The 19,044-nt window shown below is 65.8% G+C and carries 16 protein-coding genes; 12 read left to right on the forward strand and 4 right to left on the reverse strand.

Features of this window, described 5'->3' with window-relative positions; all coding sequences use genetic code 11:
- Positions 1-41 precede the first annotated feature (41 nt).
- From xylB to TSA1_RS02140, 7 genes are all read left to right on the forward strand, one after another.
- Positions 42-1,496, forward strand: coding sequence for a xylulokinase (gene xylB, locus TSA1_RS02110; protein ID WP_100174886.1), 1,455 nt, complete (start codon positions 42-44; stop codon positions 1,494-1,496).
- Complete coding sequence (gene xylA / locus TSA1_RS02115) at positions 1,497-2,819, forward strand: xylose isomerase (RefSeq protein WP_100174887.1); 1,323 nt, start codon at positions 1,497-1,499, stop codon at positions 2,817-2,819. It abuts the gene before it with no gap.
- Between the two features lie 12 nt (positions 2,820-2,831).
- Positions 2,832-3,590, forward strand: coding sequence for an ATP-binding cassette domain-containing protein (locus tag TSA1_RS02120; RefSeq protein WP_100174888.1), 759 nt, complete (start codon positions 2,832-2,834; stop codon positions 3,588-3,590).
- Positions 3,590-4,660, forward strand: coding sequence for an ABC transporter permease (locus TSA1_RS02125; protein ID WP_174718704.1), 1,071 nt, complete (start codon positions 3,590-3,592; stop codon positions 4,658-4,660). The genes TSA1_RS02120 and TSA1_RS02125 overlap by 1 nt, the downstream gene beginning before the upstream one ends.
- Before the next feature lie 94 nt (positions 4,661-4,754).
- The gene (locus TSA1_RS02130; protein WP_174718705.1) at positions 4,755-5,687 is read left to right on the forward strand and encodes a sugar-binding protein; all 933 of its coding nucleotides are present in this window, start codon (positions 4,755-4,757) and stop codon (positions 5,685-5,687) included.
- Positions 5,688-5,788: 101 nt separating this feature from the next.
- Entirely contained in the window at positions 5,789-6,766 is a 978-nt protein-coding gene (locus TSA1_RS02135) for an aldo/keto reductase (RefSeq protein WP_100174890.1), read from the forward strand.
- A 3-nt stretch (positions 6,767-6,769) separates the two neighbouring features.
- Complete coding sequence (locus TSA1_RS02140; protein WP_100174891.1) at positions 6,770-7,621, forward strand: amidohydrolase family protein; 852 nt, start codon at positions 6,770-6,772, stop codon at positions 7,619-7,621.
- A 21-nt stretch (positions 7,622-7,642) separates the two neighbouring features.
- Here TSA1_RS02140 and TSA1_RS02145 read toward each other — a convergent pair whose 3' ends face one another.
- Together TSA1_RS02145 and TSA1_RS02150 are read right to left on the reverse strand one after the other, a co-directional pair.
- On the reverse strand, positions 7,643-8,872 hold the full coding sequence (locus TSA1_RS02145; RefSeq protein WP_100174892.1) for an ABC transporter substrate-binding protein: 1,230 nt from the start codon (positions 8,870-8,872) through the stop codon (positions 7,643-7,645).
- Between the two features lie 116 nt (positions 8,873-8,988).
- Entirely contained in the window at positions 8,989-9,915 is a 927-nt protein-coding gene (locus TSA1_RS02150; RefSeq protein ID WP_100174893.1) for a class I SAM-dependent DNA methyltransferase, read from the reverse strand.
- Between the two features lie 68 nt (positions 9,916-9,983).
- On the opposite strand from TSA1_RS02150, the gene TSA1_RS02155 reads away from it, so the two are divergent.
- The 5 genes from TSA1_RS02155 to TSA1_RS02175 all read left to right on the forward strand — a co-directional run bounded on the left by TSA1_RS02155 (position 9,984) and on the right by TSA1_RS02175 (position 15,562).
- The gene (locus TSA1_RS02155; RefSeq protein ID WP_100174894.1) at positions 9,984-11,021 is read left to right on the forward strand and encodes a ligase-associated DNA damage response exonuclease; all 1,038 of its coding nucleotides are present in this window, start codon (positions 9,984-9,986) and stop codon (positions 11,019-11,021) included.
- Complete coding sequence (locus TSA1_RS02160) at positions 11,018-12,895, forward strand: ATP-dependent DNA ligase (protein WP_100174895.1); 1,878 nt, start codon at positions 11,018-11,020, stop codon at positions 12,893-12,895. The genes TSA1_RS02155 and TSA1_RS02160 overlap by 4 nt, the downstream gene beginning before the upstream one ends.
- Before the next feature lie 268 nt (positions 12,896-13,163).
- Complete coding sequence (locus tag TSA1_RS02165; RefSeq protein WP_100174896.1) at positions 13,164-13,466, forward strand: DUF6460 domain-containing protein; 303 nt, start codon at positions 13,164-13,166, stop codon at positions 13,464-13,466.
- 31 nt (positions 13,467-13,497) lie between these two features.
- Complete coding sequence (locus tag TSA1_RS02170) at positions 13,498-14,232, forward strand: MBL fold metallo-hydrolase (RefSeq protein WP_100174897.1); 735 nt, start codon at positions 13,498-13,500, stop codon at positions 14,230-14,232.
- A 1-nt stretch (position 14,233) separates the two neighbouring features.
- Positions 14,234-15,562, forward strand: coding sequence for an MATE family efflux transporter (locus TSA1_RS02175; protein ID WP_100174898.1), 1,329 nt, complete (start codon positions 14,234-14,236; stop codon positions 15,560-15,562).
- A 20-nt stretch (positions 15,563-15,582) separates the two neighbouring features.
- Here TSA1_RS02175 and TSA1_RS02180 read toward each other — a convergent pair whose 3' ends face one another.
- Together TSA1_RS02180 and TSA1_RS02185 are read right to left on the reverse strand one after the other, a co-directional pair.
- Entirely contained in the window at positions 15,583-17,709 is a 2,127-nt protein-coding gene (locus TSA1_RS02180) for a transglycosylase SLT domain-containing protein (protein WP_100174899.1), read from the reverse strand.
- Positions 17,710-17,715: 6 nt separating this feature from the next.
- Positions 17,716-19,017: an efflux RND transporter periplasmic adaptor subunit gene (locus TSA1_RS02185; protein WP_100174900.1), complete on the reverse strand. Its 1,302-nt coding sequence runs from the start codon at positions 19,015-19,017 to the stop codon at positions 17,716-17,718.
- Positions 19,018-19,044: the final 27 nt, after the last annotated feature.

Below are 19,044 nucleotides of genomic sequence, written 5' to 3' on the forward strand. Positions count from 1 at the left end.
GATCAAGATCGCGCATCGCAAAAGGTAAAGAGGAGGACGATTTGTATCTCGGACTGGACATCGGCACGTCCGGCGTCAAGGCGGTGCTCGTGAGCGAAGCCGGCGCGATCCTCGCGACGGCAACGCGCGAGCTCGTCCTGTCGCATCCGGCGCCGTTGTGGTCCGAGCAGGATCCTGAGTCCTGGGTCGATGCGGCGATCGGCGCGGTCGACGATCTCGCACGCCGCCATCCGCGCGAGGTGGCGCAGGTTCGCGGCATCGGCCTCTCGGGCCAGATGCATGGCGCGACGCTGCTGGACGAGGATGGCAAGCCGCTGCGCCCCGCGATCCTGTGGAACGACGGCCGCTCGCAGGCCGAATGCGCCATGCTGGAGCGGCGCTGTCCCTCGCTGCACGCGATCGCCGGCAATCTGGCGATGCCTGGTTTCACCGCGCCGAAGCTGCTCTGGGTGGCGCGGCACGAACACGACATTTTCGCGCGCGTCGCAAAGGTGCTGCTGCCCAAGGCCTATGTCCGCTATCGCCTGACCGGCGAAATGATCGAGGACATGTCCGACGCGGCGGGCACGCTGTGGCTCGATGTCGGCGAGCGGCGCTGGTCGGCCCTGCTGCTGCATGCCACCGGCCTCGATCTCCACCACATGCCGCGCCTCGTCGAGGGCAGCGAGGTCAGCGCGGTGCTCGCGCCGGACTACGCGCAGCGCTGGGGCATGGCGAAGAACGTCGTCGTCGCGGGCGGCGCCGGCGACAATGCCGCAAGCGCGATCGGGCTCGGCGCCATCGCGCCCGGCGATGCGTTCCTGTCGCTGGGGACATCCGGCGTGCTGTTCCGCGTCACCGATCGCTTCGCACCGGCGCCGGCGTCGGCCGTGCATGCCTTCTGCCACGCGCTGCCAGGCCTCTGGCATCAGATGGGTGTGATGTTGTCGGCCGCGGCCTCGCTCGCCTGGCTTGCCGATGTGATGCAGACGCCGGCCGCGGCGCTCCTGGCGCCGCTCGGCGAGCGCGTCGACGGGCCAAGCCCGATCAAATTCCTGCCCTATCTCGATGGCGAGCGGACGCCGCACAATGATGCCGCCGCGAGCGGCGCCCTCATCGGCCTGCGCGGTGCGACCGGGCGCAGCCGGATCGTGCAGGCCGTGCTCGAAGGCGTCGCCTTTGCCGCGCGCGACAATCTGGCGGCGCTGAGCGCGGCGAGCGGACCCATCTCCGAAGTGGATCTCGTCGGCGGCGGCTCGCGCTCGCCGCTCTGGGCGCAGATCTGCGCCGACGTGCTCGGCATTCCCGTCCATCGCGTCGAGGAGGGCGAGGTCGGGGCGGCGCTCGGTGCCTCCAGGCTCGGCCGGCTCGCTGCAACCGGCGAAGCGCCGGCCGAAATCTGCACCCGCCCGCGGCGGCTTGCGAGCTTCACGCCCCGCGCATCCGTGACCGCCGCCTATGACGAGGCCTATCGGCACTGGCGTGCGCTCTATCCCGCATTGAAGGAGACGATTTAAGTGAACGCGTCAGCCAAATTCTTCGATGCAAGCGCACCCGTCGCCTTTGCCGGCGAGGATGCCGCCTCTCCGCATGCCTTCCGCTGGTACGACAAGGACCGCATCGTCCACGGCCGCCGGCTCGAGGACCACTTACGCTTTGCGGTCTGCTACTGGCATTCGCTGTGCTGGCCGGGCGGCGATCCCTTCGGCGGCGAGACGTTCTTGCGGCCCTGGCATCACGGCACCGACGCGATGGCGCAGGCGCGCGCCAAGGCCGACGTCGCGTTCGAGCTGTTCCGCCTGCTCGACGTGCCCTTCTTCACCTTCCACGACGTCGACGCCGCGCCGGAGGGCGCGTCGCTCGCCGAGTCCGTCGCCAATCTCAACGCGATCGCCGATCTGTTCGAACAGAAGATGGCATCAGCCAAGGTCCGCCTGCTCTGGGGCACGGCAAACCTGTTCACGCATCGTCGCTACATGGCGGGCGCCGCGACCAATCCGGACCCCGAGATCTTCACCTATGCCGCCGGCCAGGTCCGCGCCGCGCTGGAGGTGACGCACCGCCTCGGCGGCCAGAACTACGTGCTGTGGGGCGGCCGCGAGGGCTATGAGACGCTGCTCAACACCGATCTCAAGCGCGAGCTCGACCAGCTCGGCCGCTTCGTCTCGCTCGTCGTCGAGCACAAGCACAGAATAGGCTTCAAGGGCCCGATCCTGATCGAGCCGAAGCCGAAGGAGCCGACCAAGCATCAATATGATTTCGACGTTGCCACCTGCTACGGCTTCCTCGAACGCTACGACCTCCTGAACGACGTCAAGCTCAACATCGAGCAGAACCACGCCATCCTCGCCGGGCACTCCTTCCATCACGAGGTCGCGCTCGCCGAGGCGCTCGGCGTGTTCGGCTCGCTCGACATCAACCGCGGCGACGACCTGCTCGGCTGGGACACCGACCAGTTCGCGATGAACGTGCCGGAACTGGCGCTGGTGTTCCACGAGATCCTCAATCGCGGCGGCTTCACCTCGGGCGGGCTCAACTTCGACGCAAAAATCCGGCGGCAATCGATCGACCCGGATGATCTCATCCACGCCCATGTCGGCTCGATGGATGCCTGCGCCCGCGCGTTTCTCGCCGCCGCCAACATGCTGGATGGCGGCGTGCTCACCGCCCCGCTCGCGAAGCGCTATGACGGATGGTCCGGCTCCGAGGGCCGCGCCATTCTCGGCGGCCAGCGCTCGCTCGCCGATCTCGCCGACCGCGCGCTTCAACCCGGCTTCGACCCGCAGCCGCGCTCGGGCCGGCAGGAATATCTGGAATCCCTGGTCAACCGCCATGTCTGAGGAAGTCCGCTGATGGCACATGCTGACGCGACCCCGGTCCTCGAACTCCAGGGCATCGGCAAGGAGTTCGGCGCCATCCGCGCGCTGCACGACGTCGACATGCAGGTCCTGCCGGGCGAGGTGGTCGGCCTGATGGGCGACAACGGCGCGGGCAAGTCGACGCTGGTCAAGATCATCGCCGGTAATTTCCGCCCCAGCCATGGCGAGATCCGCTTCGCCGGCGATGCGGTCCATTTCAACCGGCCCGTCGATGCGCGCGGCGTCGGCATCGAGGTCGTCTATCAGGACCTCGCGCTCGCCGACAATCTGACGGCCGCCGCGAACGTGTTCCTCGGCCGCGAGCTGAAGCGCAAGTTCGGACCCATTGCCCTGCTCGACCACAAGGCGATGGCGGCGCGCGCGCTGGAGCTGTTCGGCGAGCTGCGCTCGGAAACGCGCCCCGACGATCTCGTCAAGCAGATGTCGGGCGGCCAGCGCCAGGCCGTCGCGATCGCGCGGACCCGGCTCTCCAATGCGCGGCTGGTGATGATGGACGAGCCGACCGCCGCGATCTCGGTGCGCCAGGTCGAGCAGGTGCTCGGCCTGATCCATCGGCTGAAGGAGCAGGGCGTCGCCGTGATGCTGATCTCGCACCGCATGCCCGACGTGTTCGCGGTGTGCGACCGCGTCATCGTCATGCGCCGGGGCGAGAAGCGGGCTGACAAACCGATCCAGGAGACGAGCCCGGAGGAAATCACCGCCCTCATCACTGGCGCGAAGGAGGCGGCGTGATGGCCATGCCCTTGGAATCCCCGATCACCTTCTCGAATGTCGGCAAGATCAAATGGTGGCAGCGTGGCATCTTCGCCTCCCAGACCGGCTATGTGCTGCTGGCGCTCGCCGTGCTGCTGGTGATCATGCATTTCGCCAGTCCCTATTTCTTCACCGAAGGCAATATGCAGAACGTGGCGAAGAACTTTTCCTTCATCGCCATCGCGACGCTCGGCGTCACCTTCGTCATCATCACCGGCGGCATCGATTTGTCGGTGGGATCGATGATGTGCTTCTCGGCCATGATCACCTCGATGGTCATGACCGAGCTGTCGGCGCCCGGCTCGCCGCTGGTGCACATGGCGGCCGACGGCAAGACCGTGCTGGCCAACGTGCCGGGCCTGATCCTGCTGGTCTCGATCCTTGCGGGACTTGGCGTCGCGCTGATCGCGGGGCTCGTCAACGGCTTCTGCATCGCCGTGCTCGGCCTGTCGCCCTTCGTCACCACGCTCGGCATGCTCTCGATCGTGCGCGGGCTCGGCTATGTCGTCTCCAACGGCCGCGGCAGCTTTCCGGGCGGGCCTGATGCCGACTATTTTTACGCGGCGACATCGGGCGACGTGCTCGGCGTGCCCGTGCCCTTCATCTATCTCGTGATCCTCGCGCTGGCGATGGCCGTGGTCCTGCACCACAGCGCGTTCGGCCGTCACGTCTTCGCGCTTGGCGGCAACGAGAAGGCGGCCGAGCTCACCGGCATTCCCGTCGTGCGGGTCAAGATCGAGGTCTATGTGATCTGCGCGCTCGCTGCCGGCCTGCAGGGCATCATCATCTCCGGCTGGCTCGGCTCGGCGCCCGCCAACATGGCGACGTCCTACGAGCTCAACGTGATCGCGGCGGCCGTGATCGGCGGCGCAAACCTCGCCGGCGGCATCGGCGGTCCGCTCGGGGCCATCGTCGGCTGCGTGCTGCTGGAGGTGATCCGCAACGGCCTCGTGCTGGCGCAGGTCTCCTCCTACTGGCAGCAAACGCTGGTGGGTGTGATCATCATCCTGGCCGTGCTGGTCGACCGCATCCGTTCGCGGATGAGCTGAATTGTCGTCATCTCGGGAAGACCAACAACATGCCGCCTGTCCGCTTCCCGGGCACTTCCAAGAGGATAGGCACCAAACAAGGGTGGAGGAGACAATGAGGAAATTTCTTCTGGCCGGCATTGCCGTCGCAATGATGGCAACGCCGGCATTCGCCGCGAACTACCGCTTCGTGATCGTGCCCAAGGCGATGAACAACCCGTTCTTCGACTTCGCGCGCGACGGCTGCCTCAAGCGGGCCAAGGAGCTCGGCAACATCGAGTGCATCTACAAGGGCCCGGTCGAGCACGAGCCGGCGACGCAGGCCCAGATCATCCAGGACTTCGTCACCCAGAAGGTCGACGGCCTCGCCATCTCGGTGGCCGACGTCGCGGCCATGACCAAGTCGATCGAGGCGGCGACCGCGGCCGGCATCCCCGTCATCACCTTCGATGCCGATGCGCCCGGCTCCAAGCGCATCGCCTATATCGGCACCAACAACAAGGAGTTCGGCGTCGCGCTCGGCAAGCAATTGCTGAAGATGCGGCCCGACGGCGGCAAATACGCCATGGTCTCCGGCGGCCCCGGCGCCAAGAACCTCGCCGAGCGCGTCGACGGCGTGCGCGAGGCGCTGAAGGGCTCGAAATGGGCCGAGGTCGCGGGCTCCCCGACCTTCTGCAACGACGATCCCGCACTCGCGGTTCAGCAGATGACGGATATGCGCACCGCAACGCCCGATCTCGCCGCCATCGTTCCCATCGGCGGCTGGCCGATGTTCGCGCCCGAAGGCTTCAAGGCCTTCGCCAGCAGGAACAAGAAGGACATCGATTCCGGCAAGTTCACGCTCGTCGTCGCCGATACGCTGAAGATGCAGCTCGAGCTGCTGCGCGACGGCTACGCCAATGCGCTGGTCGGCCAGCGTCCGTTCGAGATGGGCGAGAAGGCGATGGACACGCTGCTCGCCATCAAGAAGGGCGAGAAGGTGCCGGAGATCGTCTACACCGGCCTCGACCTTGTCACCAAGGACAACGTCGCGCAGATGTTGAAGTAGGAGCGTCGCCAGCCCCGCGTTCCTGCATGCCTCCCCCGCTTGCGATTTTCGCAAGCGGGGGAGATGATTTGGACTGTTGGAATGAAGACAAGGCAATGGGAATGAAGCGCTCGCGGCTCGGCTCGCTCGACGTTACCTCACTCGGTCTCGGTTCCGCCCCGCTCGGCGGATTGTTCACCCCCGTCACCGAGGCCGATGCGCAAGCGACGATCGCGCGCGCCTGGTCCGCGGGAGTGCGCTTCTTCGATACCGCACCGCTCTACGGCTTTGGTCTTGCCGAGCGGCGGCTCGGCGCGTTCCTGCGGCAACAGAAGCGCGACTCCTACGCCATCTCGACCAAGGTCGGCCGCCTGCTGCGTGCGCCCGATGGCGGCGCCACCGAGGACGAGCATTACAAGGGCACGCCGCGCGAACGGCCGGTGTTCGATTTCAGTTATGACGGCGTGATGCGCTCGGTGGAGGAGAGTCTTGCCCGTCTCGGGCTCGACCGCGTCGACGTCCTGCTCGTGCACGACCCTGACGATCACTATGACGAAGCCGTCACCGGTGCCTTCCGCGCGCTGCAGCGCCTGCGCGCCGATGGCACGGTCAAGGCGATCGGCGCCGGCATGAACCAGTCGGAGATGCCGGTCCGCTTCGCCGAAGCCGTGCCGGTCGACTGCTTCCTGCTCGCCGGCCGCTACACGCTGCTCGACCAGGGCGCGCTGGACGCGTTGTTTCCGGTCTGCACGGCGAAGGGCATCGGCATCCTGCTGGGCGGCATCTACAACAGCGGCATCCTGGCCAATCCGCATGCGGGCGCGAAGTTCAACTATCGGGATGCCGATGCGGCGCTGGTGGCGCGGGCGCTCGAACTCGACGCGCTCTGCCGCAAGCATGGCACCGAGCTGAAGGCCGCCGCGCTGCAGTTCTGCATGGCGCATCCGGCGGTCACGGTCGCCGTGATGGGTGCGCGCAATGCGGGCGAGGTCGCCGACAACATCGCGATGTCGGAGAAGGCGGTGCCAGCTGTGTTCTGGCAGGAGCTGCGCGCGCGAAACCTCGTCGATGCGCGTGCGCCGCTGCCGGGCGGAGCGTGAGGCATGATCATCGACGCCCACCAGCATTTCTGGGATCCCGCGCGTGCCGATTATCCGTGGATGGCGGCGGACGAGCTCGCGCCGATCCGGCGTGCCTTCGGTCCGGCCGATCTCGCGCCACTGTTGAAAGCTAACGGCATCGATGCCAGCATCGTGGTGCAATGCCGCTCCTCCCTGGAGGAGACCGAGGAATTCCTGGCGATTGCACATGCCACACCGTCGGTGATCGGTGTCGTTGGTTGGGCCGACCTGACGGACGGCGCGCTCGGCGACACGCTCGATCGGTTGCGCGGCTTGCCGGGCGGGGACAAGCTCGTCGGCATCCGCCACCAGGTGCATGACGAGACCGATCCCGATTGGCTGCTGCGCGAGGACGTCCAGCGCGGCCTCACCGCCGTGTTCGCGCGCGATCTCGCCTACGATGTCCTCGTCCGCAGCCGCGAGCTGCCCGCCGCGATCGCCATCGCGCAGGCCTTTCCGCAGGCGCGCTTCGTGCTCGACCACGCGGCCAAGCCGCCGATCGCCGATGGTGGAAGCTCCGAATGGTCCGATCGCATCAGGGCGCTCGGGGCGTGCGGCAATGTCTGGTGCAAGATCTCCGGGCTCGCGACCGAGGCGATCTGGAACGATTGGGACGCGGGGCGCCTGTTTCCGTTCGTCGCGCATGCCGCAAGCTGTTTCGGCGAGGACAGGCTGATCTTCGGCTCGGACTGGCCGGTGTGCCTGCTTGCGGGAAGCTATGGCGAGATCAAGAGCGCGCTGGAGGCCTGCCTGACGAAGCTTGGCCCGCAGGTGCGGGCCAAGGCTCTTGGTGTGAATGCGACGCGGGCGTATCGGCTGACGATCGCAGAATAGCGCTGCGGCGTGCGCGCTCGACTACTCCGACATCGGCTTGTCGGAAATGTCCCAGTCCTTGCCGGTGAAGGTGGAGATGAAGAGCGTCTTCATCGGCGTGTAGTCGTCGGGCGTGTAGTCGTAGGTGACGCCGTCGAGGAAGTAGGGCGAGTGGAAGCCCTTGAGGTTGGAGGCCTGCTTCAACACGTTGGCGCGGGTGAGGTCGTCGCCGCAGCGCCGCAGAATCTCGCCCATGGTCACCGCCTGGCCGTAGCCGGCGAAGGCGATGGTGTTGTCGGGGTCGATGGCCGGGGTGTACTTCTTGCGCAATTCCTCGAACGCCATCACGTCGGGGTCCTTCTCCCATTTGGGCAGGCCGACCTCCTTGTTATAGCGGATGGCGACGATGCCGGTGGCGTTCTCGAGCCCCGCGGCATTGAGGATCGAGCGGCCGGTCGAGCCCGCGGAAAGAAGCTGCAGCGGCTTCCAGCCGAGCTCGGCGACTTTCCGGATCGACTGCGACGACGCCTTGCCGGTCGAGATGTTGTAGAACACGTCGGCGCCCGACTTCGAGAGGTTGATGAGCTGGGAATCGACGGTCGGCTCGGTCAGATCATAGGTCTGCTCCATGATCACCTTTGCGGTGCCGCCGGCGTCTTCCAGAACCTTCTTGAAGGGACCGAGGAAGTCGCGACCAAAGTCGTCGTTCTGGTAGAGGATGCCGATCTTGGCGTTCGGCTTCACACTGACGACGTGGCGGGCCAGGATGCGCGCCTCGGTCGGATAGAGCGGCAGGCCCGCCATCGTCCATTTGAACTCCTTCGGGTTGTTCCACTTCGATGCGCCGGTATTGAGCAGCAGCTGCGGCACGCCCTTGGAGTTCAGATATTTGTGCACGGCGGTCTGCGGCGCGGTGCCGAGCGAGCCGTAGAGTGCGAGCACCTCCTCCTGCTCGACCAGGCGCCGCGTGGCCTCGACGCATTTCGGCGCGCTATAGGCGTCGTCCATGGTCAGGAACTTGACCTTGCGTCCGTTGATGCCGCCCTTCTCGTTCAGCATCTGGAAGTAGGCTTCGCCGATGCGCCCCAGCACGCCGTAGAGCGAGCCGGGACCGGAATGCGGCACGGTCTGCCCGATCTTGATCTCGGTGTCGCTGGCGCCCGCATCGTATTTTTTCTCTGCGGCCCAGACGTAGGGCGCGGGCAGGGTGGATGCGGCGATGGTGGCGAGCGCGGCGGCGCTGAAATCGCGCCGCGATGGATTCTTCGTCATTATTTGTTTCTCCCTAGCGCGCGCATTGTGCTGGCATCGCAGCTCGGCTCGCAAGTGGGAAGTCGCAACTTTGCGACGCAATGACGCTCAAATCGCGGGACGCTTAGCGCCTAGACTCAAGTTTTCTCGGCGACGACGACGAGGCCGCGCACCGGCTCGTTGTTCTCGATGCGCGGTGAGGCCGCCTGCAATGTCAGAAGCTTCAGCCCGGCCCTGACCAGCGCGCTCCGCACATATTCCGCTGCATGGGCATAGCGCAAGCCTTCGCCGAGTATGATGCCGTTGCCATCGTGGGTCTCGAGCGTGAAGGCGAGCACGCCGCCCGCTGCAAGCACGCGCCTTGCTTCCGTCAGCACCGGTGCGAGATCCGACAGATACACAAATGCGTCCGCCGCAATCATCAGGTTCGCGCTTGCATTGGGCTTGCCGCGCAAGCCATCGATCATGTCGGCGACTTCGAGCTCGGCGTACAGACCCGTCGCGCGCGCCTCCTTGATCATGCCGGACGACAGGTCGATGCCGGTGAAATGATCGACCTGCTTGGCGAAGGCGGCTGCCGCGAGGCCGGTGCCGCAGCCGAGATCGATGGCACGCTTGAACAGAGCCGGCTTCCTGGCGGCGACGCGTGCGGCGATCACCGCCTTGAAGATCAGGGACGGCGCGCGGTATTCGAGATCGTTGACCAGCACATCCTCGAAATGCGGCGCGTATTGATCGAACAAGGCCTGCACGTAGGCCTTCGGCATCTCGGAGAGTTGCTCGTCGCCCAGCCGTATCAAACGCAAGCCGGCGCCGTGCTGGTCGTCCGGGTCAGACTCGCGCGCCTTCCGGAAGGCGGCGATGGCCTTGTCGCGCTCGCCGAGCTCGTCGCGGATTTCGCCCAGCGTGAACCAGGCCGAGGTGAAGTTCGGCGCGATCTCGAGCGCTTGTTCCAGCAGGTCGGCGGCGGCGGGCAGATCACCCTTGAGCTGGAGATCGCGGGCGAATTCGAAGCGACGGTCGGCGATGAGATCGCCCGAGGACAGGAACAGGCGCAGAGGCATTGAGGAACCAAAGGAGCGAAGCAGGCGGGGCGACTCGAAGATACGGCGACCCCACCTATATATCAGGCATGCGTCCGCAAGACATCCTGTTGCCAGCTGCTGCCGGTCTATGCTGCAAGCCCGGTGGCTTTCATATCGACCCCGTCCGCCCCGTGGAGCGGGCCGTGATCACCCACGGCCATTCCGACCATGCCCGCCCCGGCCATGGCGCCGTGCTGGCGACGCAGGAAACGCTGGATATGATGCGGCTGCGCTATGGCGAGAACTTTGCTGGGTCGACGCAGGCCATTGGCTATGGCGAGGAGATCCGGCTCGGCGACGTCAGCGTGAAGTTTCATCCCGCCGGCCATGTGCTGGGTTCGGCGCAGATCGCGGTGACGTGCAAGGACACCTGCATCGTCGCCTCCGGCGACTACAAGGACGCGCCCGACCCGACCTGCACGCCGTTCGAGCTGGTGCCCTGCGACGTCTTCATCACCGAAGCCACGTTCGGCCTGCCGGTGTTCCGGCATGGCGATGCGAGCGACGAGGTCAGGAAGCTGCTCGCGTCCGTCACGCTGTTTCCGGAGCGCGCGCATCTCGTCGGCGCCTATTCACTCGGCAAGGCGCAGCGCGTGATCAAGCTGCTGCGGCAGGCCGGCTACGATGCGCCGATCTATCTGCATGGCGCAATGGAGACGATTACCGCGTACTACCAGAGCCGCGGCATCGACCTCGGCGAGCTCAGGCCGGTGAAGGGGGTGAAGAAGGCGGCGCTCGCCGGCACCATCACGCTGGCACCGCCCTCGGCGACATCTGACCTCTGGACGCGCCGCTTTCCCGATCCCGTCACGGCATTCGCCTCGGGCTGGATGCGGGTGCGCGCCCGGGCGCGGCAGCGCGGCGTCGAGCTGCCGCTGGTGATCTCCGACCACGCCGATTGGGACGGTCTCACCGCCACGATCGGCGCGACCGGGGCCGGCGAGATCTGGGTCACCCACGGCCAGGAAGATGCGCTGGTGCATTGGTGCAGGTCGCAGGGCCTGAAGGCGCAGCCGCTCGATCTTGTCGGCTATGGCGACGAGGAGGAGAGCGAGGCGCCGGCCACTGACGAGGCCGAAGCATGAACCGCTTCGCCGAACTGCTCGACCGTCTCGCCTACGAGCCCGGCCGCAACAACAAGCTGCGTCTGCTGGCCGGCTATTTCCGCGAGGTCGGCGATCCCGATCGCGGCTATGCGCTGGCCGCGCTCACCGGTGCGCTCAGCTTCAAGCATGCCAAGCCGGCGCTGATCCGCGATCTCATCGCATCGCGCACGGATGAAGTGCTGTTTGGGCTGAGCTACGACTATGTCGGCGATCTCTCCGAGACGGTGGCGTTGATGTGGCCGCGGCGCGTCGCAAGCAACGACAAACCTTTTCCCGGCCACCCCTCTCCCCCGCCCTCCCCCACAAGGGGGGAGGGAGCGCAGCGGAACCCGCGGCCACCAGCGAGCAGCACGACTGATCGCGATTCCCAAAGTGATGGACGCATTACTCTCTCCGTTCCCTCCCCCCTTGTGGGGGAGGGTCAGGGAGGGGGGTACTCCGGGCGAGATGCCGATGAGCCGCTCCACCCAAGCAACCACAACAATCCGCCACCCCCGACGCTCACCGAGGTCGTCACCACGCTGCGCACGCTGGGCAAGACCGAGTTACCGAAGCAGCTCGCGCGCTGGCTCGACGAGCTCGACGAGACCGGCCGCTGGGCGCTGCTGAAACTCGTCACCGGGGCGCTGCGGATCGGCATCTCCGCGCGCCTCGCCAAGACCGCGGCCGCGGCGCTCGGCGACAAGGACCCGCATGAGGTCGAGCTGATCTGGCCGGGGCTCAGCCCGCCCTATCTCGACCTGTTCGCCTGGCTGGAAGGCCGCGGCGACAAGCCGGTCAATCGCGATCCCGCGCCGTTCCGGCCGGTGATGCTGGCGCACGCGATCGAGGATGCGGATTTCGCTGCGCTCGATCCCGCCGACTACATCGCCGAATGGAAATGGGACGGCATTCGCGTGCAGGCGGTCGCCGGCCGCGACGAGCGCGGCCACATCATTGCGCGGCTCTATTCGCGCACCGGCGAGGACATCACGGGGAGCTTTCCGGATCTCGTGCCGTCGCTTCGTTTGCCGGGTGCGATCGACGGTGAGCTCTTGATCCTGCGCGAGGGCCGCGTGCAGAGCTTCAACGTCCTGCAGCAGCGGCTCAATCGCAAGGTCGTCTCGCCCAAGCTGATCAAGGAGTTTCCGATCCATCTTCGCGCCTACGACCTGCTCGGCGATGACGAGAACGATTTGCGCGAGCTGCCGTTCGCGGAGCGGCGTGAACGGCTGGAGATCTTCATCGGGAAGCTCGGCGATCCCCGCATCGATCTGTCGCCGACCGTGCCCATCGCAAGCTGGGAGGCGCTGACGGCCGCGCGCGCCGATCCCGCAAGCGCCGGCGCGGGCGAAGATGCCGATGCCGTCGAGGGCGTGATGCTGAAGCGGCGCGATGCGCCTTATCTGCCCGGACGTCCCAAGGGCCAATGGTGGAAGTGGAAGCGCGATCCGCACATCATCGACGCCGTGCTGATGTACGCGCAGCGCGGTCACGGCAAGCGCTCCTCCTATTATTCCGACTACACCTTTGGCGTCTGGACCGCGGGCGAGGGCGGCGACGAGCTGGTGCCGGTCGGCAAGGCCTATTTCGGCTTCACCGACGAGGAGTTGTTGCAGATCGACCGCTTCGTCCGCCGCAACACCACGGAAAAATTCGGCCCCGTCCGCCACGTCGTGCACGAGCCGGAGCAGGGGCTGGTGCTGGAGGTCGCCTTCGAGGGCCTGCAGCGCTCGCCGCGGCACAAATCCGGCGTTGCCATGCGTTTCCCCCGCATCAGCCGCCTGCGCTGGGACAAGCCGCCGCGGGAAGCCGACCGGCTGGAGACGTTGGAGAAGATGCTGAAAGCGGAAGCGGCGGAGATTGAGGCGTGAGGCGCCGCCACGAAGGCGGTGCGCTCCCTCTCCCCCTTGTGGGAGAGGGCTGGGGAGAGGGTATCTCCGCATCGGGAATCCCCAAGAGGCGAAAGCCCTCACCCGCGCCTTCGGCGCGACCTCTCCCGCAAGTGAGAGAGGTGAGGGAGCTCGCGGCACGGGCCTGCCCGAATTAAACTCCCGTAACCCGATTGACGCTCGCTTGCGGGTTCCCCATGTGCCCCGCCGTGCCCTATAATGGGGTCGAATTCGCCCCGAGGAGTTTGCGATGGTCCAAGACGTCAGAGATTTGCCGGCCGGCCGCAGTGATGGCCTGAACCGCTTTCTCGGTGGCTCGCCGCTGGCGGTCGCGTTTCGGCTGGTCCTGCTCTCGATCCTGGTCGGCGTCGTGCTGGCCGCGATCGGATTCGATCCCTGGAACATCCTCACCAGCATCCGCCTGCTGTTCCAGCGCCTGTGGGATCTCGGTTTCGACACCATCAACTGGCTGTGGCGCTACTTCCTGCTCGGCGCGGTCATCGTGATCCCGATCTGGCTGCTGTCACGCCTGTTCGGCACGCCGCGCCGCTAGGTCCAGCCCGTCCGGAAGGAGCCCACAGCCGATGCAACTCCGCTTTGTCGGCTGCGGCGACGCCTTCGGCTCCGGCGGCAGGCTCAACACCTGTTTCCATGTCTCCGGGCGCGAGGCCAACTTCCTGATCGATTGCGGCGCGTCGGCCCTGCCGGCGCTGAAGCGGCTCGAGATCGACCGCAACGAGATCGATCTCATCCTGATCACGCATTTCCACGGCGACCATTTTGCTGGCCTGCCATTCCTCCTGCTCGACGCGCAATTCTCGCGGCGGACCAGGCCGCTGACGATCGCGGGCCCGCAGGGCATCGAGCGGCGGCTGCGTGAGGTGATGGAGGTCTTGTTCGAGCATTCCTCGAAGACCAGGCAGCGCTTCGAGCTCGATGTCGTCGAGCTCGCGCCCGGGCAAAGCCGGACCTTCGGCACCGTGACGGTGACGCCCTATCCCGTCGTGCACGGCGAATCCGGTGGTCCCTTCCTCGCCTACCGCGTCGAGGCCGAGGGCCGCACGCTCGCTTACAGCGCCGACACCGAATGGACGGAGACGCTCATTCCGCTGGCGCATGGCGCGGACCTTTTCATTGCCGAGGCCTACATGTACGAGAAGGTGGTCAAGAACCATCTCAGCCTGAAGACCTTGGAACAGCATCTGCCCGACATCGGCGCAAAACGCCTTGTCCTCACCCATATGAGTGACGACGTGCTGTCGCGGCTGGATGATATTGCGCATCTCGCCGCCGAAGACGGCATGGTCCTCGTATTCTGACATGCACGCGCCTGTCCCGCTCAAGATCGGCTCCCGTCAGGTGTTCGCCATCGCGGGTCCCGCGATGGTTGCGAACCTCACGACGCCCCTGATCGGCGTGGTCTCGACCACCGCAATCGGCCGGCTCGACGATGCGGCGCTGCTCGGCGGCGTCGCGATGGCCTCCGTCATCTTCGACTGCCTGTTCTGGCTGTTCGGCTTTCTGCGCATGAGCACGCTCGCCTTCACCGCGCAGGCGCTCGGCGCCGGCGAGACGCGCGAGCCGGCCGCGATCCTGGCGCGCGGCTTCATCGTTGCCGGCCTGATCGGCGCCGTTCTGATCATCCTGCAACTGCCGCTGGCTGCACTCCTGTTCGACCTCATGGGCGGCAGCGAGGGCGTGACGCGGGCAGCAAAGACCTATTTCAGGATCCGGATCTGGTCGTCGCCCTTCGCGCTGGCCAATTACGTCATCCTCGGCTGGCTGATTGGCCTCGCCCGTGCCAATGCTGCCCTGCTGCTTCAGGTCGTCATCAATCTCGTCAACATGGCAGCGACGATTCTGCTGGTGCTGGTCTACGATACCGGCATCGCCGGTGCCGCGATCGCCGCGCTGCTGTCGGAGGCGGTCGGACTTGCCCTCGGCGTGATCGTCTGCCGGCACTATGCCGATTCCGGCTTCGCCGTGCCGTACGCGAACCTGCTCGACCGCGACAAGCTGTTGCGACTGCTGGCGGTGAATTCCGACATCATGATCCGCACCGCGGCGCTGATCGTCGTGTTCCTGTTCTTCACCGCCAAGGGCGCGCAGGCCGGCGACGTCACGCTCGCCGCCAACTCCGTCCTCAACAATTTCCTGCTGATCAGCGCTTTCTTCCTCGACGGCCTCGCCAATGCAGCCCAGCAGCTCTGCGGCCGCACGCTCGGCGCCCGCGATCCAAAAGGCTTTGCCGCGTCGACCCGGCTGGTGCTGCTTTGGGGGCTCGGCTTCGCGATCGTCGTCGCCGTGCTGTTCGCGCTGTTCGGGCCGGCGCTGATCGATGTCATGACGACGAGTGACGACGTCCGCCGAGCCGCGCGCGAATTCCTGCCTTTCGTCGTGATCGCGCCCATTCCCGGCGTGTTCGCCTTCGGCTTCGACGGCATCTATATCGGCGCGACCTGGGCGCGCGAGATGCGCAACCTGATGCTGGCCTCGCTCGCGATCTTCCTCGCCACCTGGTGGGCGCTGCAATCATTCGGAAATGCCGGGCTGTGGTGGGCGCTGATGGCCTCCTACGTCTCGCGCGGCGGCTTGCAGGCCGCAAGGTATCCGGCGCAATTCAGGGCGACGTTTTCTTCTCCTCGCTAAGCGCGGACCTTGGCTCCCCTTCAGGGAAGCCTGACCGGTTGACCGGAGCCCTCAGGATAGAGCGATTGCATCGTCTCTTGCGACGCTCCCCGGTTGTCGGGCGCCAGCGACTGGTCCGGCGCGCCGCGGCTGAGAGACTCAAAATACCGCATGCGCCGCTCTATCTCCGCCCCCCAGCCCGCCTCGAAAGATTGGGCCGTCTGCTCTCCGCGCATCCCGGGATATGGATTTCCCTGCATGAATTTGCTGTTGGCGCCCTGGGTATAAAAGCCGGCACCTTGCTGATGCGCGATGTAAAGCTCTGTTGGGGTCGGCGCACGCCCGAATTTCTTCTCCAACCTCTGCCTGTTCTTGTCGAACATGCGCGCCGCGGCCATCGCGCTATCCCGCGCGTCCCGTCTGTCGCCGCCCTGCCCGAAGTCCTTCCATGCAGGCTTACCAAATTGATAGAGCCCGGAGTAACCGAGTCGGTTGACGACCTTCGGATCCATACTTGACTCGATGGACGCGACAGCCTGCATGAAGCTCACGTCAAAGCCGTATCTGTTTGCCGCCTCCCGGATCGCCGCGTTGGTCTCGGCCGAGCCGGTTGCAAGCTTGCCGAGGCGGCCACCTCGCGACGATCTTGCGGCCGGGCCCTGCACGGCAGAACGTGTCCCCCAGACACCCCGCAGAAGGTTCATGAACCGATCGGTCAGGCTTGGAGCCACGCTTCGGCCGCGGGATGATTTTGATTTGGCGGATCCGGCCTTGGCGGGGGCTCTCGGCCGCTCCGGAGCCACGTCGTCCGGACCTGCCCGTCTCGCGTCACCGCGATCGCTGCGTAACGTCATTCCGGAATTCCTGTCCGATCGGGAGAACCGATCACCCGTCTCCCACGTTTCGATCCGCGACCGGCCGGTATCGCTGCCGGAGTCCCGCGCCGCCGCCTCGTCCGGCAATGCGGCTGCGCCGCCATCGGAAGCATGATCAACGGATTCGGATTTCGGCATGATATCCTGCACCCTGGCGAACGACGTGGAGCCCGGCTCTCTCTCCGGGCCTCCGCCAGATCGATCGGATTCGCTGCTGTCGGAGCCACGAAACTCCCAGCCGCCAATGGCGTGATACTTCCCCCGCCCATCGTTCTCGACATGGCGCTCCCAGACGCCTTCACTGGTCTTCCGGACCTCGTAGCCTCCCATCAATTCGACGCGCGCGATCGGGCCACTGCCGGTATCGTTGATCTCAACCGCATTGCGGACCGCTCTGCCGTCTACCGGATCGCTGTCGCTCGGGCGACCGGACGCCCCGTCCCTGCCGCGGTTCTCGTCACCATCATTGTCCGATGGGGACGTCTGCGGATCGCCACCTGGGCTCGGCCCGGCCGAATTATTGCCGCCGCCGTTTGAGTTACCATTGGAGTTGCTGTTATCGTCACCTTCATTGCCTTCGTCGTCGCCATCTCCTCCCTCGTCGCCTCCCTCCTCCTCCTCAGCTAGCGCCAACGCGCGCGACGAGAGCCCGCCGAGCGTCGGTCGGTTCATCCCGTCGAGTTGCAACGGTGCATGTTGCGAGGAGCCGGCCGGCATCGGTTTGACGACAGCCACCGCGGGGCCCCAGCTGGAAACAGAAGCTGCGTCCGGAGGTGGTCGTTCGGCCCGCAATCTCAGCCGATACTGCAGGAGGCCGACAGGCGCCTGCCAATCGAGGAGAAGATCGCGGATTTTCCCGCGACCGACGAGCCGAACGAGAAAGTTGGCTGCATCGGACCGGCCAACCTCGATCGCGACCGTGTCCGGGTGACGTAGCGTGGCGAGTTCCGCCGTGAGATCCCAGCCGACGCTGACGATCCCGTCCCGGAGAGACGCATAGACCGCGGGAACAGCCTGCGGTTCGGGGGGCGCGGTCCAGTCCACCGTCGCGGTGGACTCGCCAGAGCCCCCGTCGACATTCCTCGCCTCGAGCGTAACGCTGTATTGCTCGTTCGCCGCCAGGCCATCGATCTTTGCCGGCGCCACCGCGATGGAGATTTCACGCACAAGGCCGGCCGCATCGCGCGCGCGCACGATGTAGCCGACATCCGCGACTGCCGGCCAATCGGCGGTGAGACTGTCCGCCGTTCGTGCCGTGATCGCTGGAGCTGCCGGCTTGACGGGAGGCGCCATGGCGGATCAGCCGATGCTGACCGTTGTATACCTTGGGTCCGGATCGAAGTCGTAGCCCGCCGGTATCTTCACGGCACCTGAGTTGGCGACCTCGAAAATGACGTTCCATCTGCCGGCAAGACCGTCGACACCCCGGACCTGAACGACACTGCCGTTCAATGTCAGCGACGGGGATGCGTTGTCGCCGTAGACCTGCTTGGTGACGACCTTGATAGGCTGACCAATCACAGGCGCGGCGGCGCACACCACCTGCCCGGACAGCAGCAATGTCGAATCGTTCTCGACGCGCGCGACCGGCTCACCGAGCTTCGCGCGGTCCCCACGCTGCTTGAAGGTTGCGGTCACGCTTCCGTCGAACGAGCTGAACAGGAACGTTCCGATATAAGCCAGTTGCAGTTTGCGGATCTCCAGATCGATGCCGTCGAGCTCGTTCTTCCAGATCTGCTTCAGATACGGAATGCGCTTGGAATAAACGCTTGCCGCCAGCAATTCGTCCGACAGATCCACAACCATGCGCTCGTGGCGCATGTGGTTTTCCAGGCGGGGGTGCGTGATGCCGTCGCTCTGCACGATCGAAGTGATCTGCTGGGCAACGAGCGCAGGTTCGGGATCGGTGTAAGGCTCCCAGCTGCCTGCCGCGGTCTTCTTCCCGGCCACATAGACCTGGTGCTGCAGCTCGTGCGTCCATGGAACGCCACCGTTGAAGCCCAGACCTTCGTGTTGCATGTCGGAGCCCTTTTCCACCGTTCCGACCCCCGACAGCTTGACGGTGTTAATGGTGGTCGGGCGGATGGCGGGATCATGCTTGGGATTGTCGATCAGCTTCAGCGGATCGTTCAGCGCCTCCTCGTCCGAATAGGCTTTCTCTATCTGATTGTGATGGTCGTCGACGAGGCCCCGCAGCAAGGTGAGGCTGGCAAGCTTGCTTTGAGAGGCTTTGTCGATCTCCGTGAATAGGTCGTCGGCGTAGCGATAGAGCGTGAGCCATTCGTTTTGCCGAGCCAGGATCGCCTGGTCGAGCTCGGCCGCCGCCACTTCGTTTTCGAGCACGAACGCGGCCTTCGGCAACAATTCGGCGCGGAGGCGGCGTGAGTCGAATACGAGCCGCCCGGTCGGCTTGCTGTCCGGTCCGACCTCCGGCTCGCCGAGGCGACTGTAAAGCGAAGCTCGCGGGGAGTAGGCGGCAACGCGTGTCCCCAATCCGACAACGTGCTCGATATCGTCGATCATTCCGGTGTCGCCGAAGGCCAGATCGGCAGACAGTCTTGCAGCAGATTTCAGCGTAACAACGCGCGCACTCAGTGCCATAACGCCCCCCGGCAAGCGGTCGATTGA

Source organism: Bradyrhizobium nitroreducens, assembly GCF_002776695.1.
GTDB lineage: Bacteria > Pseudomonadota > Alphaproteobacteria > Rhizobiales > Xanthobacteraceae > Bradyrhizobium > Bradyrhizobium nitroreducens.

Excerpts from the sequence above, each read along its gene's own strand:
- TSA1_RS02120 (WP_100174888.1), top strand. The coding sequence starts at position 2,832 with ATGGCACATGCTGACGCGACCCCGGTCCTCGAACTCCAGGGCATCGGC.
- TSA1_RS02125 (WP_174718704.1), top strand. The coding sequence starts at position 3,590 with ATGGCCATGCCCTTGGAATCCCCGATCACCTTCTCGAATGTCGGCAAG.
- TSA1_RS02130 (WP_174718705.1), top strand. The coding sequence starts at position 4,755 with ATGAGGAAATTTCTTCTGGCCGGCATTGCCGTCGCAATGATGGCAACG.
- TSA1_RS02135 (WP_100174890.1), top strand. The coding sequence starts at position 5,789 with ATGAAGCGCTCGCGGCTCGGCTCGCTCGACGTTACCTCACTCGGTCTC.
- TSA1_RS02140 (WP_100174891.1), top strand. The coding sequence starts at position 6,770 with ATGATCATCGACGCCCACCAGCATTTCTGGGATCCCGCGCGTGCCGAT.
- TSA1_RS02145 (WP_100174892.1), bottom strand. The coding sequence starts at position 8,872 with ATGACGAAGAATCCATCGCGGCGCGATTTCAGCGCCGCCGCGCTCGCC.
- TSA1_RS02150 (WP_100174893.1), bottom strand. The coding sequence starts at position 9,915 with ATGCCTCTGCGCCTGTTCCTGTCCTCGGGCGATCTCATCGCCGACCGT.
- TSA1_RS02155 (WP_100174894.1), top strand. The coding sequence starts at position 9,984 with ATGCGTCCGCAAGACATCCTGTTGCCAGCTGCTGCCGGTCTATGCTGC.
- TSA1_RS02160 (WP_100174895.1), top strand. The coding sequence starts at position 11,018 with ATGAACCGCTTCGCCGAACTGCTCGACCGTCTCGCCTACGAGCCCGGC.
- TSA1_RS02165 (WP_100174896.1), top strand. The coding sequence starts at position 13,164 with ATGGTCCAAGACGTCAGAGATTTGCCGGCCGGCCGCAGTGATGGCCTG.
- TSA1_RS02170 (WP_100174897.1), top strand. The coding sequence starts at position 13,498 with ATGCAACTCCGCTTTGTCGGCTGCGGCGACGCCTTCGGCTCCGGCGGC.
- TSA1_RS02175 (WP_100174898.1), top strand. The coding sequence starts at position 14,234 with ATGCACGCGCCTGTCCCGCTCAAGATCGGCTCCCGTCAGGTGTTCGCC.
- TSA1_RS02180 (WP_100174899.1), bottom strand. The coding sequence starts at position 17,709 with ATGGCGCCTCCCGTCAAGCCGGCAGCTCCAGCGATCACGGCACGAACG.
- TSA1_RS02185 (WP_100174900.1), bottom strand. The coding sequence starts at position 19,017 with ATGGCACTGAGTGCGCGCGTTGTTACGCTGAAATCTGCTGCAAGACTG.